This window comes from Lentzea sp. NEAU-D7, assembly GCF_026242055.1.
Taxonomy (GTDB): domain Bacteria; phylum Actinomycetota; class Actinomycetes; order Mycobacteriales; family Pseudonocardiaceae; genus Lentzea.
Genome location: NZ_JAPJDL010000021.1, coordinates 45,921 through 62,624 on the forward strand (window position 1 = coordinate 45,921; position 16,704 = coordinate 62,624).

The window sequence follows — 16,704 nt, forward strand, 5'->3', positions numbered from 1 at the left end:
CCAGACTCATCCCTTGATCGCTCCGGTGGTGATCCCACGCAGGAAGGACTTCTGCAGCGACAGGTACACGACCAGGCTCGGTACCAGCGCCAGCAACGCACCGGCCAGCACGATGCCCGTTCCGACCATGTCGTCGGACCGAAGCGCGAGGAGTGCGACCGTGAGCGTGTAATCGGAGGGGTCAGCGGCGACGATCAGGGGGAGCAGGTACTGCTCCCAAATCATGTTGAATCCGAACACGGCGATGACGCCGAGCGCGGGCTTGCACAGCGGGAGAATGATCTGCGCGAAGAGGCGCAGCTCCCCGGCACCGTCCACTTTGGCCGCCTCCTCCAGCTCGTTGGGGATCTCCTTCATGAACTCCGTCATGACGAAGATGGAGAAACCCCAAGCCCCCAGCGGGAGGATGACGCCGAGCAGGGTGCCCTTGAGACTCACGTGCACCAGAGGCAGGTCCCCGATCACCAGCGACAGCGGGATCGCGATGACCTCCTCAGGCAACATCATCGTGGCGAGAATGACCAACAGGGCGATGGCCTGACCGCGGAACTTCTTGCGCGCCAACGCGTATGCGGCGAAAACGCTCACCGCCAGCTGCAGCAGCAGCGCACCACCAGCGATGATCAGCGAGTTCATCAGGTAGTGCCAGATCTTGTTCTCCGCCGCGACCTGGAAGTTGATCAGAGACGGGTTGTCCGGGATCACCGACAGCTTGGTCGGGTCCGGGTTGTGGTCGAACGCGCCGGAGAAGATGACCAGCAGCGGTCCGCAGAAAAGGATTACAGCGAGGGCGCTGAAAAGAAACCGGATGCCCCTGCTGAGCCACGCGTCCGGGCGGGCGGACCAGCCGATGGCGCTGTCGAAGCGACTCGAGTTGACGCTCATCGCGCCTCCTTCCACCGGCGGTACCACTGCACGCTGACCGTCAAAACCAAGGTAACCAGGAACAAGAGCACAGAACCAGCCGAGGCGAGTCCGGCTTCGGACTGTTCGAAGGCCGTGGTGTAGACGCGGGTCATCCACACGTCGGTCGACCCGGCGGGCCCACCGCCGGTGAGCACGTACACCTCGGTGAAGACGCGCAGCCCGCGGATAGCCGCCAGCGTCAGCAGGATCGTGATGACGGGCCGCAACGCGGGGAGCGTGACGTTCCAGATCCGTTGCGGCGTCGTCGCGCCGTCGATCGCGGCGGCCTCGTACTGCTGGCGGTCGATGCCGGCGAGCCCGGCGAGGATCAGCACCATGTCGTACGGGGCGTGCTTCCAGATGCCCACGAACATGACCGACACCAGCGAGGTGTCGGTGCTGTGGATGTACTCCCAGGGGCCGAGGCCTACCCACGAGATGAGCTCGTTGAGGAAGCCTTCGGGCGCCGGGTAGAAGAACAGCCGCCAGATCTCACCGATGACCGCGGTGGCCGCCACGACGGGCAGGAACACCGCGGACCGCACGAACCACAGCGACTTGGTGTGGCCTTCGAGCAGCAGCGCCAGGAAGAAGCCGATCACCATGGCGCCGACGGTCTGACCGCCGGCCAGCACGAGGGTGTGCCAGCTGGCGGTCAGGAACTTCTCGTCCTGCAGGATCGTCGCGTAGTTCTTGAAGCCGACGAAGATGTCGCCCAGGAACGGCCGGACCTCGAACAGCGAGAGCCGGATGCCCTCCGCCATCGGGATGAACTTGAAGACCAGGAAGATCAGCGCGGCGGGGAGCAGGAAGAGCCACGGGATGAAGTTGGCTCCCGTGAGGCGGCGCCGGCGGCGCCGCCTCACGGGGTGGGTTTCGACGGCACCGCCGCCACTAGCCGTCGAGCCCACGTCTCGGGTGTCGCCGAGTGATTGGACTGCGGTCACTTCGACGCCTTCTGGTTCTCGAGTTCCTTCTTGAGCGCCTCCGCGAGCGCCTTCAGCTCGGCCGAGGAGTCAGCGGGGCACTTCGCGAAGATGGAGTTCAGGGCCTCCGAGGTCTTCTGCCGGAACGGCGCGAAGTTCGGGACGCTGGGGAACGGCCGCGCCTCGCTGGAGTACACGCCCGCCACGGTCGCCCAGCGCGGATCCTTGTACGTCGCGTTGACGTCGACGCTCTTGTTGACGGGCAGGCGCACGACCGGCTGCGGGTCGCCCTTCATGCCGGCCTGCTGCGCCTCGGGCGTGATCAGGTACTCGGCGAGCTTCTTCTGGTCGGCGGTCTTGGCGGAGCCGGCCATCTGGTAGATGTTCTCGCCCTCACCGAGCACCGTGGCGCCGGCCGGGCCCTTCGGCGACGCGACGACCTCGTACTTGTCCTTGCCGACCGACTTGTCGAAGCGGCCGATCATGTACGGGCCGGTGAGGTAGATGCCGCTCTTGCCCGACTCGAACAGCGGGTGCGCGTCGTTCGTGCCCAGGGTCAGCGAGCCGGGCTGCATGACCTTGTCCTCGCAGAAGAGCTTGCGCAGCCGTTCGACCGCCCTGGTCGACTCCGGCGAGTCGATGCCGACGCGGAACTTGCCGTCGCCCTCGTCCTCGAGGATGTCGCCGCCGCCCTGCCAGATGTAGCTGGCCGCCCACCACCCGAGGTAGCCGCGGTCGGTCGTGCCCGGCACGAGCATGCCGTAGGTGTCGTTCTGCCCGTTGCCGTCGGGGTCGTCGCGGGTGAAGGCCCTCGCGAGGTCGTCGAGCTCCTCCCACGTGGTGGGGATCGGCTTGCCGAGCTTCTCGCGCCAGTCCTTGCGGATCAGCGTGACCATCGCCTGGGTGGAGTAGGGAATGGCGTAGAACTTGCCGTCCGCGCCCTTCCCGTTGTTCCACGCGCGGTCGACGATGTCGGCGCCGCCCGCGATGTCGTCCTTGGTGACCTCGGTCGTCCAGCCCTGCTTGACGAAGTTGCCGAGCGAGCCGGTGTCGGTGATGACGACGTCGGGGAGGTCCTTCGACGCGGCGCGCTGCTGCACCTGCTTGTCGAAGTCGTTGAAGATCGGCTTGTAGTCGACCTGCACACCGGTCTTCTCGGTGAACGACTTGAAGATCTTCTCGTACACCTTCGCGGTCGCCTCGGTGGAGCGGGTCCACACCTCCAGAGGCTTGTTCGGGTCCTTGCTCGACGTCGCCGTGCTGCCACCGCTGCCGCACCCCGCGAGCAGCGCGGCCACGCCCAGCGTGGCGAGTGTTGTGGCAGTTCTACGGCGCATCGTCGAAGCCCTTCGCGTTCATGTACGTGAACCTGGGTCGTACTTGTGAACCTGGTGCAGGACTGTAAGAATCAGGACAGCGACGTGTCAAGGGCAAGTTGCTTTCCTGTTTCGAGGAGGGTCCGGTGGCGTCACCGATCGACAAGGGCACGGCTCGTCCGGGCGCGGTGAAGTCCGCCGACCGCACCGTGGAGCTGCTCGAAGTGCTGTCCGCGTCAGACCGCAGGCTGACGCTCACGGAGCTGCACCGCGAGCTGAGCTATCCCAAGTCCAGCCTGTACATGCTGCTGCAGACGCTGGTCGCGCGCGGCTGGGTGGAGGTCGACTCGGACAGGGGCACGTACGGCATCGGCGTGCGCGCGCTGCTCGTCGGTACGTCCTACCTGGACCACGACCCCGTCGTGCGGGCGGCGATCCGCGTGATGGAGCAGGTCCGCCAGGACATCAACGAGACCGTGCACCTTGCCCGTTTGGACGGCGCGGACGTCGTCTACCTGGCGAGCCGCGAGTCCGAGCACCACCTGCGCGTCGTCTCGCGCGTCGGCCGGCGGCTGCCGGCGCACTCGACGTCGCTGGGCAAGGCCGTGCTGTCGACGCGCACGCCGGAGGAGGTCGACCTGATCCTCCCCCACGACCTGGCGCCGCTGACCCCCAACACCGTGATCGATCGGGCGGCGCTGCACGAGCAGCTCGCCGGGTTCCGCAACGTCGGCTACGCCCACGAACGCGAGGAGAACACGCCCGGACTGGGCTGTTTCGCGGTGGCGCTGCCGTACCGCAATCCCGTGCTGGACGCCATGAGTTGCTCGGTGCCGCTGGGCAGGCTGACCCCGGAGCACGAGCGGCAGGTCATCTCCGCTCTGCTCGACGCCGCCCGGACGATCACCGAGCTCCTCCGCCAGTTCGGTCGCTGAGCTTGCCGAAACACCTGAACAAGACGGAGGGTTCCAACCCGTGACCGCACGCATCCTGATCACCGGCGCCGGTGGCGGGGTGGGAACGCTCATGCGTTCCCGTCTCGCCGCGGAGGGCCGTGTCCTGCGGCTGCTGGACATCGCGGAGCTGCCCGCGGCCGCCGACGGCGAGAACGTCGAGCTCGTCGAGGCCTCGGTGACCGACATGGCCGCGATGGAGGCCGCGACGAAGGACGTCGACGCGGTGATCCACCTCGGCGGCCACAGCCTCGAGGAGTCGTGGGACAAGATCCTGCGCGTCAACATCGACGGCACCCACACCGTGCTGGAGGCCGCGCGGCGTTCCGGCGTCCGCCGCGTCGTCCTGGCCAGCTCGAACCACGCCGTCGGCTACCTCGAGCGCGCCGACGGTGAGGCGGGCGACTACGCGTTCCCGCGCCCGGACACCTACTACGGCGTGTCCAAGGTGGCGCTGGAGGCGCTGGGGTCTCTGTACGCCGACCGCTACGGCATGGACGTGATCGCGATCCGCATCGGGTCGTGCTTCGAGAAGCCGCGCGACGTGCGGATGCTGTCGACGTGGATGTCGCCGGACGACGGCGCGCGCCTGTTCGAGGCGTGCCTCTCTGCCCCGTCACCCGGTTTCCGGATCGTGTGGGGCGTCTCGAACAACAAGCGCGGCTGGTTCTCGCTGGACGAGGCCCGCGCGCTGGGATACGAGCCGCAGGACGACTCGGAGGTGTACGCGGCCGCAGTGCTGGAGCAGCACGGCGAACTCGACCCCTCGTCGCCCGCGGCGAGGTACGTGGGTGGAGCCTGGTGCGGCCCCGATTTCGACACGGCAGTCAAGGAGGCAGGGCGTTGAGCCACGTCGTGCAGGGATACAACCCGCGCACCGGTGAGCCGTACGGCGAACCGGTTGCGAAGACCCCCGACAGCGAGGTCGACCGCATCGCGTCCGCCGCGGCCGTCGCGTTCTCGGCGTGGTCGGTCGTTCCGGCGGCGGAGCGTGCCGTGGTGCTGGAGAAGGTCGCGGACGCGCTGGACGCCGAGTCGGCGTTGCTCGTGGAGACGGCCGACAGCGAGACGGCGCTGGGCGTGCCGCGGCTGACGACCGAGCTCAAGCGCACGACGAACCAGCTGCGGCTGTTCAGCGAGGTGTTGCGCGAGGGCAGCTACGTCGAAGCCACTTTGGACACGGCGAACCCGGACATCATCCCGCCGCGGCCGGTGCTGCGGCGCGTGCTCCGTCCTCTCGGGACGGTCGCGGTGTTCTCCGCGTCGAACTTCCCGTTCGCCTTCTCGGTCGCCGGTGGTGACACGGCCTCCGCGCTGGCGTCCGGTTGTTCCGTTGTGGTGAAAGCACATTCGGCACACCCGTCGACGTCGCGCGAGACCGCCAGGGTGGTGGTCGACGCACTGCGTGAAGCCGGTGCGCCCGAGGGCGTGTTCGGCATCGTGTACGGCACCGAGGCCGGTGTCGCGCTGGTGAAGCACTCCGCGGTGCGCGCCGTCGGCTTCACCGGCTCGACCGGGGGCGGCCGGGCGCTGTTCGACCTGGCGCAGGGCCGGCCGGACCCGATCCCGTTCTACGGCGAGCTCGGCAGCGTGAACCCGACGGTGATCCTGCCCGGTGCGGCGACCCCGGAGATCGCCGCCGGTTTCGCGCAGTCGCTGGTGATGGGTGTCGGGCAGTTCTGCACGAACCCCGGCCTGGTGTTCGCGCCGGAGTCGATCGTGGCGGCGCTGGGCGAGGCCGTCGCGGCCTCGTCGGGTGGCGCGATGCTGAACGAGCGGATGTGCGACTCCTACAAGGCGGGCACGGACGCGCTGGCCGCGTCGGACCTCGTCTCCGTGGTGTCGACGGGTGTCCGCCCGGACGAGGCCTGGGCCGTGGCACCGCTGCTGTTCAGCACGTCGGTGAAGGTGTTCGAGGAGAACCTCGAGAAGCTGACCGAGGAGCACTTCGGCCCGGCCGCGCTGGTCGTGACGTACTCGTCGCCGGAGGAGCTGCACTCGGTGCTGGCGAAGCTGCCGGGCACGCTGACCGGCACGGTGCACGCCGCCGAGTCGGACCACGCGGAGGCCGGCCGGATCGCCGAGATCCTGCGACACGTGGCGGGCCGGATCATCTTCAACGCCTGGCCGACCGGTGTCGCGGTGGCGTGGGGCCAGCACCACGGTGGCCCGTGGCCGTCGACGACGAACCCGCTGCACACGTCGGTGGGCGCCACGTCGATCCGCCGCTGGATCGCGCCGGTGACGTACCAGTCGTGGCCGGACGCGTTGCTGCCGGCGGAGTTGCAGGACGCGAACCCGCTCGGCATCCCGCGCCGGGTGGACGGTGTGCTCGGCGTGCACTGAGGGGCAGCCGCATGAGCGGGGCCGCTGACATCATGTCGGCGGCCCCGTTTTCGTGGGAGGGACGTGCGATGGTCGGTCGTCGGGCTTACAACTTCATGTACCGGACCTGGGCGCCGTGGGAGGGCGGAGCTCGTTCCGAGCTCGTGCACCTAGTGACGTCGGGACGTATCAAACCCGGCCGCGCGATCGACCTCGGCTGCGGCAGCGGAGCGAACTCGATCTTCCTCGCCGAGCACGGCTTCGACGTGACGGGCGTGGACTTCTCCCCCGTCGGCCTGGAGAAGGCCCGGCGCGCGACGCCGCCGTCGTTGTCGATCGAGTGGCTGCCGGGAGACCTGACCGCGACCTCGATCCCCGGCGTCTCCGGGACGTTCGACCTGCTGGTCGACTACAGCGTGCTCGACGACCTGCGAGGGCCCGCCCAGGACGCGATGGCGGCGACCGTCCACCGGCTGTCGCACCCCGGCTCGGTGTTCTTGATGTGGTGCTTCTACGACGAGATCCTGTGGTGGAAGCGCCGCGGCGGCCGGTTCCCCGGTCTCGCCGAGGGTGACGAGCAGCGGCTGTTCGGGGCGTCGTTCGAGATCGAGCGCCTGGCCGAGCCCGCCCACGGGAGCGGCTTCGCGTGCTTCCTCATGAAGCGTCTCTGAACGGCGGCTGATCGCTCAGGCTGATGCCGGGGCAATGCCGATCCTCGCGGCGATCGCCCTGGCGCACTCGACCGCCTCGGACTTCCCGCTGTCGACCTCGACGTCGTACCTCATCCCGCGATGCACCAGCTCGGCCTGCGCCTCGGCCATGCCGGCGACCCGATCACCACGAGCAAGCTCCCGCCCGGCGGCGACGGCGGCATCACACCGCACCCCGACCCACACCACGTCCAGCCCGTCGAGCGCCTTCTCCCACCGCCGCCGGGACTCGACGCCACCCAGGAACACGTCGTCCACGATCACCCGTGCCCCGGAACGCGCCATCGAGGCGACGCCCGCCATCCACGCGTCCTCCAGCACCCGGAACTCGGCTCCGACGCTGACCTCACCGCCACCCGAGAACCCGATGCCCTCCGAGCCGAGCCGCAGCCGCGCGGGCATCACGTCGATCAACGTGTCGACGCCGATGGCCAGCCACGCTTCCGGCAACACCGCCTGCAGGCACCGCGCGATCCCCGACTTGCCCGAGCTGGACCCACCGTTGAGAACGATCACTTGAGCACTCGACGACACGTCCCGACGGTACCCAGACGCCTCTTCTCTCACCCCTCGTTCCTCGCCCATCACCACCTTGGCAATGAGTCTTTTGCCGACGAAGTCAAAAGACTCATTGCTAAGACGCAGCTAACAGCCCTCCCGTCAACTGCCACATCGTCTCCACCGTGCGCCGGATGCAAAAAACGTTTGCGGACGACGTCAAAAGACTCATTGCAAAGGCCAACGGACGGAGGGTGCGGACCCTGCGGCGGGCATGGCCGGAGCGGACGGCGGAAGCGGTCAGCGGCGAGCGGCGCCGGCTCGCCGTTCCTGCTGCAACTCCCGCTGATACCCGAGGAAGTCGACCTCCAGCGTGTGCCGGTTCGACTTCACGTACCGGCGCCGCAGCCTCTCCCGATAAGAGGTGATCTCCGCCTTCATCTCCGGCACCGGGGGCAGCGCCGCACGCCCGGAGATCAGGTCGGCGATCCACTCCGACTGGGCCTCGGCCAGCGGCATGATCGCCCCCAGCGGCTGGATCAGCCCGAGGAAGTACAGCCCGGGATGCGCCGGGTCCACGACGCGGCGATACAGCGACACGTCGTTGTCGGGAGACGACACCGCGGGGAACTCCGCCGCGGAGAGGAACGGGAACTCCACCTTGTACCCGGTGCAGTAGACGATCACGTCGACGTCCTCGCGCGACCCGTCGGCGAACACGACCCCGGACCCGTCGAGCCGCGACAGGTTCGGCTTCACGGTGATGTCGCCGTGCCCAAGCCGGGTGAGCAGGTCGTCGGACACCGTCGGATGGGCGGCGAGGATGCCGTGCGACGGCTCGGGCAGGCCGTAGTCGGAGAGCTTGCCGCGCGCCAGCCGGAGCATCACCCGCACGGACAGCGCCTGCAGCCACGCGGGCGCGAAGCGGGCGAGCGGCGAGGTCGTCAGGTGATCGGTCGGCATGCCGAAGAGGTACTTGGGCATGATGTGCGCTCCGCGGCGCATCGCCAGGAACGTCCGCGCCGACACCCGTGACGTCTCGACCGCGATGTCGCAGGCGGAGTTGCCGATGCCGAGAACCAGCACCTTCTTGTCCGCGAACCGTTCGGGTGTCTTGTAGAAGTGCGCGTGCATCTGCTCGCCGTCGAACGAGCCGGGGAACGCGGGCTCGGGCATCCGCGGCGACCAGTGGTGCCCGTTCGCGACGATCACCGAACGGTAGACCCCCGAAGTCTCCTCGCCGGTGTCGCGATCGCGCGTCGTGACGGAGTAGCCACCCGGTGCGACGGCGACGGAGGTGACCTCGGTCCGGAACCGGATGCGGTCGCGGAAGCCGTGGTGCTTCACGAAGTCGTCGAAGTACTCGGCGATCTGGAAGTGGGAGGGATATGGGGGGAGGTGCGCGGGCATCGGGAAGGACTTGAACTCCATCATCTGCCGCGAGGTGTTGATGTGGAGGGACCGGTAGGCCGACGACATGCCGTTGTCGTTGAGGTAGCGCCAGTTCCCGCCGATCTCCGACCCGGTCTCGAAGCAGTCGAACTCGATGCCGCGGGCGCCGAGGACCTGACAAGCGGCGATGCCCGACGAACCCGCTCCGATGACGCACACACGCTCCATGCGACTGAAGTATTTTCACGTTCAGAGCGGCTGTCAATCATCGTGACCGAAGGCCTGGTCAGACGCCGCGGGTCGGTCGCGCGGCCGCCCGCTGAGTGGAACGGGGTGTGCCGGACCGGGTCCGCCCAATACTTTGTGCGCCATGCGAAATCTTGTCGTGGCAGTCATGTCGGTACTGGCGTTCACGGTCTCCACCGGCACGGCGGCGGGCGCGCCGCTGCCGTGCCCGGAGATCTTCGCGACGAACAACACCGCGATCATCACCGACCCCGCCGATCCGCGGTTGCGGGACAGACTGGTCCGGTTCGACCACGAGGTGCGCGGCATCGTGCGCGCCAACGGTGGCGTCACCCTCCGTTCGACACTGCTCGACGGCGTGTTCTGGTCGAGCGACTCCCAGCAGACGACGTTCGAGCGATCCCGCAAGTTCGACGTCACCCTCGACGAGGAAAGCCTGCGCCACACCGCGTCCTTGATCAGCAAGCAGTTCCGGCAGGAGTCGGTGCTCACGTTCCGCTTCCTGCCCGCCAACTCTCCGGAGGTCGACGCCGTCCAGGTCGAGGTCGACGGCGTCACCGCGACGCAGGTCCGCGAAGGCCTGCTCAAGGACGCGGTCGCGCGCGAGAAGCTGGGCGGCGGCAGTGTCACGTTGCAGAACAAGGCGATCCTGATCGCGGACGCGGGCGACCTGCCGACCGTGCGGGCGTTCGTCACCAGCATCGGCGGCGACATCGGCAAGGCGAAGGTGCGCAAGGGCACCTGGGAGTTCGTCAGCGCCGGGGAAACTCCTTTGTGGAACAAGCAAAACGCGGCCTAACCTCGTAGGCATGGCAGCAACTGTGGTCCGCGGCCAGAACGTGGACATCCGAATGTGGACTCGACCGGACGAGGTCGAGGAGTTCGCCATGCGACAGCTCCAGAACATCTCCGCGCTGCCGTGGGCCGTGAAGCACATCGCGGTCATGCCCGACGTGCACTACGGGAAGGGCGCCACGGTGGGCTCGGTGATCGCGCTGCGCGACGCCGTCTCCCCCGCGGCCGTCGGCGTGGACATCGGCTGCGGCATGGCCGCCGTGCGCACCTCGCTCACGGCCAGCGACCTGCCGGAGACGCTGCGCGGTCTGCGGTCCCGCATGGAGGCCGTGGTTCCCGTCGGTTTCGGCCAGCACAAGGCGACGGCGTTCACCGAGAGGGACGCGTCCGACTGGGGCACGTTCTGGAGGAAGTTCGACGACCTCACGCCGGCCGTGAAGGCGCGCGCCGACAAGGCGATGCACCAGATGGGCACGCTCGGCGGCGGGAACCACTTCCTCGAGGTCTGCCTGGACACCGACCAGCGGGTGTGGGTCATGCTGCACTCCGGGTCGCGCGGTATCGGCAACGAGCTCGCGCAGCACCACATCGCGGTGGCGCGCACGCTCGCGCACAACTCCGAGCTGCCGGACCCGGATCTCGCCGTGTTCCTCGCGGGCACGCCCGAGATGGCGGCGTACCGTCACGACCTGTACTGGGCTCAGGACTATGCGCGACGCAACCGCGCCGTCATGCTGCGCCTGGTGTGCGACGTGCTGCGCGCCGAGTTCCCGCAGATCGCCTTCGAAGAGCCGATCAGCTGTCACCACAACTACGTCTCCGAGGAGAACCACTTCGGCGAGGACGTGCTGGTGACGCGCAAGGGTGCGATCCGCGCCGGCCGTGGAGAGCTGGGCATCATCCCGGGTTCCATGGGCACCGGTTCGTACATCGTGCGCGGACTCGGGAACCCCGACTCGTTCGAGTCCGCGTCGCACGGCGCCGGCCGGAGGATGTCGCGCAACAAGGCCCGCAAGACGTTCACGACGCAGGATCTCGCCGCCCAGACAAGTGGTGTCGAGTGCCGCAAGGACTCCGGTGTCGTGGACGAGATTCCGGGCGCATACAAGGACATCGACACCGTGATGGCGAACCAGTCGGACCTGGTCGAGGTGGTCGCCAAGCTCAAGCAGGTCGTTTGTATCAAGGGTTGATGTTTCCCTTGTGGGTGAACGGGAAGCCTCCAGGACAGCAGAGTCTTTCTTGCCTGTCTTGGAGGTTTTTCCATGTCAACGGGCGCCATCATCGGCCTGGTGGTCGCGGTTCTAGTGGTGCTGGCGGTCCTCGCGTTCGTGCTGAGGCCCGCTATGCAGCGCAAGAAGCTGCGCGACCGCTTCGGCCCCGAATATGACCGCGCGGTCACGGACAGCGACAGCAGATCGGCCGCGGAAAAGGAACTCGCCGAGCGGGAGCACCGCCACAGCGAGTTCGACCTGAAGCCGCTTTCCCAGACGGCGCAGGAGAGTTACCGCCGCCACTGGGCGAACGTGCAGACGAAGTTCGTCGACTCGCCGGAGAGCGCCATCGCCGACGCCGACCGCCTCGTGACCGATCTGATGGCCGAGCGCGGCTACCCCACTGAGGGGTACGAGGCGCAGCTGAGCGTCCTGTCCGTCGAGCACGCACGGACGCTGGAGCACTACCGCAAGGCGCACGACATCTCGGAGCGCCAGGAGATCGGCGAGGCGAGCACCGAGGACTTGCGCACCGCGATGGTGCACTACCGCGAGCTGTTCACCGATTTGCTGGAACGCGGCGCAGAGCCGCGCAAGGACAGGGAAGCCGTGCGGAAGGAGAAGACCGATGTCTGAGGCACCGACTCACGCCGCGGGGGTTCCGACTCCTGCTCGGCCGCAACAGACCGAGCGCAGCCCGCAGACGGAGCGCATGCCGCAGCAGCCGCAGCGCACCGATGCGGTGCGGACCGACGCGCAGCGCACTGAGGCACAGCGGACCGACGCTCAGCGCACGGACGCTCAGCGCACGGACGCTCAGCGCACGGACGCTCAGCGCACGGACGCTCAGCGCACGGATGCTCAGCGCACCGAAGCGCAGAGGACCGAGGGCCAGCGTGCCGACGTCCAGCGCACCGAAGCCTCACGAACCGAGGCCCAGCGCGCCGATCACCAGCGCACCGAAACGCAGCGCGGTGAACACGAGCGCGACGAGCGCCGCATGGAGCAGAACCGCGCCGAGCAGCACACCGGCTCGCAGCACGCCGACTCCCGGCCGTCCAGCAAGCTCGAGGACGAGTGGCAGGCGGTGCAGTACGAGTTCGTCGACGACCCGAAGGCGGCCGTCCGCAAGGCAGACGAACTCGTGACTCGCGCGCTGGAGGAGCTGAACACGCGGCACCGCTCCCTCACCAAGCAGCTCGAGGGAAACGGTGATCCACAGACAGAGGACCTGCGACTGGCTCTCCACCGGTATCGGGAACTCTTCAAGTCGCTGGTCGCCGTCAAGTAACTGCTGGAAGCCCCGGCGCCGTGGCCGTAACAGGTGGCGGCGCCGGCAGGCGTGTCCGAACTTCCCCGATCAGCTGGGAAGTTCGCGGATCTCCATCTCGAGGACGTCGATCTCGTCGCTGATCGCCTCGTCGAGCATGTCGTCCAGCAACTTTCGGCACTCCGCCGATCCGCAACGCGGCAGTCCCGCGCCGAACCTCGGCACCTGCTCCCACCACACCGCCGGGTTGTTCCAGAACGACCCGGATCCCTGGTCGACACCTTCGAGGCAACGCAGCCTCTGGTCGGTCGCCGGAAGAGCTCGCACGAACTCGATGAACAACGCGAGTGCGTCGGGATTGCTCACCGGGACCGCGCCGTAACCGCGCAGACAGTCCTCGAGTTCTGCGAGGAACTCCGCCTTGAAGGACACGGCACACCCCGCTCCTCCGCACCGTCGCGGACGTCCTGAAAGTTCGTGACAACAACAGTACCTCCGCAACTCGGGCGGGAAACGAGTGCGAACGGGCGGTATCTCTCCCGCGCCCGCACGGGGCCTGGTGACCCGCAGTCACTTCACCTGCTGGTCATGTTCCTTCGTGGGAGACGTAGCGCGACGCCAGGAAACCGTTGTCCAGCTTGACGATCTGCCCCACGACCAGCTTGTCGACCGGGTCCGCGCCGGACGTGCCGCTCGCGCCGGTCCGGTCGAACGTCAGCCTCCCGGACGCGCCCGGGAAGTCACGCAAAGTGCGCAACCTGTCGTAGACGTTTTCTCGTGACGCCCCAACGGAGGTATGCCTCGCGACGACGTTGATGGCGTCGTAGGCGAGCAGGACGTGTCCGTTGGGGCCCGAAAGAAATGCTCTGCGCGCATGCTTCTTCTGAGCTGCCTCGTACGTGGTGAAGAACTGTTGCGTCGGTTGGGGAATCGGCTCACGGCTCGGCGTCCACGCGAACGTCGTGAAGTAGAGCCGACCGTCGGCGAATCGTTTGATGTCTTCCAAATCCGTGAAGTTCGTCGTCTCGAGCTGGGTCAGGTCGTCGCCGCCGAACACCACCGGGTCGGTGCAGTTGCTGTGGCTCAGCTCGGTCAGCAGTCCGCCGACCTCCGCGGTGCGGCCGGTGTAGAGGATGAGCGGGTTCGGTGACTTCCCGCAGATGTCCGTCACCACCTTGCCGAGCTGCGTGGTGACGGTGTTGGCGGTGTCGTCGTAGTCGTGCCGTTCGGGCTTGAGCACGTTCTGGAACTGGTCGGCGAGATCCGAGCTGTATTCGTCGCCGGGGCTGCGCACGAGGTGCATCGGGCGGCCGCGCAGCGCTTCGGTGCGCTCGATGATGCGCGCGGCGACCTGCGCCTGGCGGTCGTTGGCCGGAGCGACGCGGAAGAAGTACGGCTTCTGGCTGAAGTTCGTCGACGACAACGACGAGCCGACCATCGGGATCCCCGCCGAGTGGTCCTTGGACGGCCCCAGCACGGCGAGCGCGGACTGCGTGGTCTCGCGGCTCTGCCCGAGGCCGGTCACGGCGATCACCGACCGGTCGCGCTCCGCGTAGGCGCGGATCTGCTCCGCGACCTTCACCGCGTACTTGGACTCACCGCCGAAGTTCGCGAGAACGAGACGCACCAACGGATTGCGGCCGAGTCCGTCGAGCTGGTTCCAGTCGCGCTGGGCGAGATAGGCGCCGCGCAGCTCGTTGACACCGGCGGACAGGTCGCGCTTCACGCGTTCGCTGGAACTGAGCATCGTGGCGACGACGATCGTGACGACGCTGCGGTCCTTCACCTTGGCGGCGCGGTCGTTCTCCTCCGCGATGAGCTTCGCGAGCTCCCCGACCTCGGCGTCGTCGTTGTTCTGCGCGGCCGGGTCGCCGTAGGCGAACCTTCCGGGCTTCTCGCTCAGGCCGACGCATTGCACTCCGTCCATCTTGGACATGCGCGGACGCTCACCGGAGAGGTCCGCGACGAGTTCGGCGGGCTCGAGAACGCCGTAGCGCAGGCAGTGCGTGCTGTTCTGGAAGTAGAAAGCCGCGCCGTACACCACAAGCAGCACCACGACGAGGTAGACGGCCACGCGGCGCACCGAGTTGCGGCCGGGCCAGCGCCGCGGATACGGGAACCTGCCGACGGTGGACGGTTTCGGCAGCGATGCCGGGGGCGATGCGGGAGTGTTGTGTTCGAGTGCGCGTTTCATCGCGCGGTAGGAGGTCAGGCGTTCCTCGGCACCGTCGAGTTCCTGATGAGCACGCAGAACCCGGTCGTACATCTCGACGGTCGGACGGTGGGTCCGGCTGCGGGAGCGCAGCTCCCACGTCGCGATCACCGCGTCCTCCAGCAGCCCGGTCTCCGGGCGCACCACGCTGTCGTAACGGCGGTGCAGGTTGCGCGTGGTGCCGCTCCTGAGGCGCTCCCACCACGTGCGCGGCTCTTCCTCGTGCTCCGGTTCCCCTTCGCCGGGCGGCATCGGGGCTTCGGCGATGGCGGCGAGCTCGGCGATCCAGCGGTCGCTGCGCTCGTCGACGTGCGGTCGCAGACGATGAGCGACGAGGTGGACCTGGCCGAGCGCGAGTGCGTGGTAGAGCATGTCCTCGCGTTGCCCGAGGCTCTCATAGCGGTCCTTCAGCAAGCGGTGGACGTGCACGTGCGAGAACGGCTGATCCGCCGGGACCTCGCGGAGCCGGCGCACGAGAAGGTCGCGCAACAGCGGATGCAGCACGAAGTTGTCGCCGTCCTGCCTCACGAAACTGAGCTGTGCCAGCAGGGCTCGCATGTTCTCGGCCGACCACGACGGCGGCAGCAGCGCGCGGATCACGTGCCGGTCGAGGACGCGCGGAGCGGCGAGGCGGGCGAAGATCTCGCGCGCGGCCTCCCGTTCGGGCATCTCCTCGGTGCCCGGAATCCGTTGGAAGAAGCGGAGAAGGAGGTAGTCGCCGACCGAGGCGTCCTGGAACGTCGTGGTCTCGTCGACGGGCAGCCGTTCGTCGAAGACCGAACGCACGGACGGCAGCACCTGGTCGCGGGCGAACACGAACTGCACGAGCTGGATGGCGAGCCGCACCGCGAGCGGGTGGCCGTGCGTGACCTCCTGCAGTTCCTCCACGAGCGCCTCGGACTCGACAGTGCTGTTGCGGGTGCGGTTCCACTCGGCGAGGAACTGCCGCGTCTGCGCGAGCGTGAACGGTTCCAGGCGCACCGGCTTGAAGACTTCGGAGCCGTCCAGCGAGGGCGCGGACTGCTTGGTGGCGATCACGAGCAGCGGCACGTGCGGTTCCTTGGCGCGCCGCTCGGCCAGCAGGCTGAGGAAGTCGGTCGCCCGCGCGGCGGGCCGCGGCCGTTTCGGCGGCAGGTAGGAGTCGATGCCGTCGAGCAGGTCGGCGCCGTCGAGCAGGAGGAGGCTGTTCATCCTGCGGTAGCGGCGGAACCGGTAGGCGGCCGTGATGTCGGCGAGGAACGCCGCGACGAGCAGGCGGTCGATCTGCAGCGTGTCGCCGGCGCGGTTGAGGCTCCACGTGTGCACGAGCGCGGCGTCGAACTTCACGCTGTGCCTGCTGCCGGGCCCGGCCTTCAGCTCTTCACCGACGTAGTTCTCGAACCAGCGCAACGCGCTCGCGACGCGCGGCCCGCCCAGCAGCCAGCGCAACGGCCGCGGCGCCACGACCGCGAGACCGATGAGCCACAGCAGCAGGGGCCGCAGCACCTTGCCGAGCCCCTGGGCTGGCGGCAGCATCTCGACGACCTCGGCGGCGTCCGCGACCGCGACGAGCCGGGTCATCTGCTTGGCGGCGAGCTCGCGGGCGCGGTGGTGCGGATCGTCGGCCGGCTCGGTGTACAGCGCGAGCCGGGCGAGGTCGTAGCGCGGCAACCGCATGCGGCCGAACTCTGCGTGCTGGTAGGACCGCAGCTGCTCGGCGGCGACGTCGAGGATGTCCTTGCAGGAACGGGATCCGGCCTTGTCGAGGTCGACCTTGGCCGTGGGCGCGTCGCGGTAGCGGCGGTGGACGTGGTCGAGCAACGACGTCTTGCCGCTGCCGCCGGGACCGAACGCGACGATCACCGGCAGGGGGTGTTTCGCGCGGCGTTCCACCAGGGACTCCACCAGTGCGGTGATGTCGTCCCTGCCGACGAGCCCGATCTCCGGTTCCAGCGCCATGAT

The 16,704-nt window shown here is 68.2% G+C and carries 15 protein-coding genes; 8 read left to right on the top strand and 7 right to left on the bottom strand.

All coding sequences use genetic code 11. The features are described 5' to 3' along the window. Positions 1–6: 6 nt before the first annotated feature. The 3 genes from ORI60_RS33975 to ORI60_RS33985 form a co-directional block, all read right to left on the bottom strand. Positions 7–885, bottom strand: a complete 879-nt coding sequence (locus ORI60_RS33975; RefSeq protein ID WP_266042093.1) for a carbohydrate ABC transporter permease — start codon at positions 883–885, stop codon at positions 7–9. Beyond that, complete coding sequence (locus ORI60_RS33980) at positions 882–1,772, bottom strand: carbohydrate ABC transporter permease (RefSeq protein WP_266042094.1); 891 nt, start codon at positions 1,770–1,772, stop codon at positions 882–884. The genes ORI60_RS33975 and ORI60_RS33980 overlap by 4 nt, the downstream gene beginning before the upstream one ends. Positions 1,773–1,849: 77 nt before the next feature. Next, the gene (locus ORI60_RS33985; RefSeq protein WP_266042095.1) at positions 1,850–3,169 is read right to left on the bottom strand and encodes a sugar ABC transporter substrate-binding protein; all 1,320 of its coding nucleotides are present in this window, start codon (positions 3,167–3,169) and stop codon (positions 1,850–1,852) included. Between the two features lie 125 nt (positions 3,170–3,294). On the opposite strand from ORI60_RS33985, the gene ORI60_RS33990 reads away from it, so the two are divergent. The 4 genes from ORI60_RS33990 (at position 3,295) to ORI60_RS34005 (ending at position 7,097) form a co-directional block, all read left to right on the top strand. Next, complete coding sequence (locus ORI60_RS33990; protein ID WP_266042096.1) at positions 3,295–4,083, top strand: IclR family transcriptional regulator; 789 nt, start codon at positions 3,295–3,297, stop codon at positions 4,081–4,083. Between the two features lie 40 nt (positions 4,084–4,123). Continuing rightward, positions 4,124–4,948 (top strand): NAD-dependent epimerase/dehydratase family protein, encoded by an 825-nt coding sequence (locus tag ORI60_RS33995; RefSeq protein WP_266042097.1) that lies wholly within the window; start codon positions 4,124–4,126, stop codon positions 4,946–4,948. Then, positions 4,945–6,447 carry an aldehyde dehydrogenase (NADP(+)) gene (locus ORI60_RS34000; protein WP_266042098.1) on the top strand — a complete coding sequence of 501 codons (1,503 nt, stop codon included), beginning with the start codon at positions 4,945–4,947 and terminating at the stop codon, positions 6,445–6,447. The genes ORI60_RS33995 and ORI60_RS34000 overlap by 4 nt, the downstream gene beginning before the upstream one ends. Before the next feature lie 68 nt (positions 6,448–6,515). Continuing rightward, positions 6,516–7,097, top strand: coding sequence for a class I SAM-dependent methyltransferase (locus tag ORI60_RS34005; protein WP_266042099.1), 582 nt, complete (start codon positions 6,516–6,518; stop codon positions 7,095–7,097). Between the two features lie 15 nt (positions 7,098–7,112). Here the strand turns inward: ORI60_RS34005 and cpt are convergent, their stop codons facing one another. Beyond that, positions 7,113–7,652: a chloramphenicol phosphotransferase CPT gene (gene cpt / locus ORI60_RS34010; protein WP_266042100.1), complete on the bottom strand. Its 540-nt coding sequence runs from the start codon at positions 7,650–7,652 to the stop codon at positions 7,113–7,115. 282 nt (positions 7,653–7,934) lie between these two features. Then, positions 7,935–9,254 (bottom strand): NAD(P)-binding domain-containing protein, encoded by a 1,320-nt coding sequence (locus ORI60_RS34015; protein WP_266042101.1) that lies wholly within the window; start codon positions 9,252–9,254, stop codon positions 7,935–7,937. A gap of 142 nt (positions 9,255–9,396) precedes the next feature. On the opposite strand from ORI60_RS34015, the gene ORI60_RS34020 reads away from it, so the two are divergent. From ORI60_RS34020 to ORI60_RS34035, 4 genes are all read left to right on the top strand, one after another. After that, positions 9,397–10,071, top strand: coding sequence for a hypothetical protein (locus tag ORI60_RS34020; protein ID WP_266042102.1), 675 nt, complete (start codon positions 9,397–9,399; stop codon positions 10,069–10,071). A gap of 10 nt (positions 10,072–10,081) precedes the next feature. Continuing rightward, on the top strand, positions 10,082–11,260 hold the full coding sequence (locus ORI60_RS34025; protein ID WP_266042103.1) for an RtcB family protein: 1,179 nt from the start codon (positions 10,082–10,084) through the stop codon (positions 11,258–11,260). Positions 11,261–11,332: 72 nt separating this feature from the next. After that, positions 11,333–11,917, top strand: coding sequence for a hypothetical protein (locus ORI60_RS34030; RefSeq protein WP_266042104.1), 585 nt, complete (start codon positions 11,333–11,335; stop codon positions 11,915–11,917). Beyond that, a complete protein-coding gene (locus ORI60_RS34035) occupies positions 11,910–12,572 on the top strand; it encodes a hypothetical protein (RefSeq protein WP_266042105.1) in 663 nt (220 codons plus the stop codon). Before ORI60_RS34030 ends, ORI60_RS34035 begins: the two co-directional genes overlap by 8 nt. A 69-nt stretch (positions 12,573–12,641) precedes the next feature. Here the strand turns inward: ORI60_RS34035 and ORI60_RS34040 are convergent, their stop codons facing one another. Next, positions 12,642–12,983: a hypothetical protein gene (locus ORI60_RS34040; protein ID WP_090006401.1), complete on the bottom strand. Its 342-nt coding sequence runs from the start codon at positions 12,981–12,983 to the stop codon at positions 12,642–12,644. A gap of 154 nt (positions 12,984–13,137) precedes the next feature. Beyond that, positions 13,138–16,701: an ABC transporter substrate-binding protein gene (locus ORI60_RS34045; RefSeq protein WP_266042106.1), complete on the bottom strand. Its 3,564-nt coding sequence runs from the start codon at positions 16,699–16,701 to the stop codon at positions 13,138–13,140. Positions 16,702–16,704 lie beyond the last annotated feature (3 nt).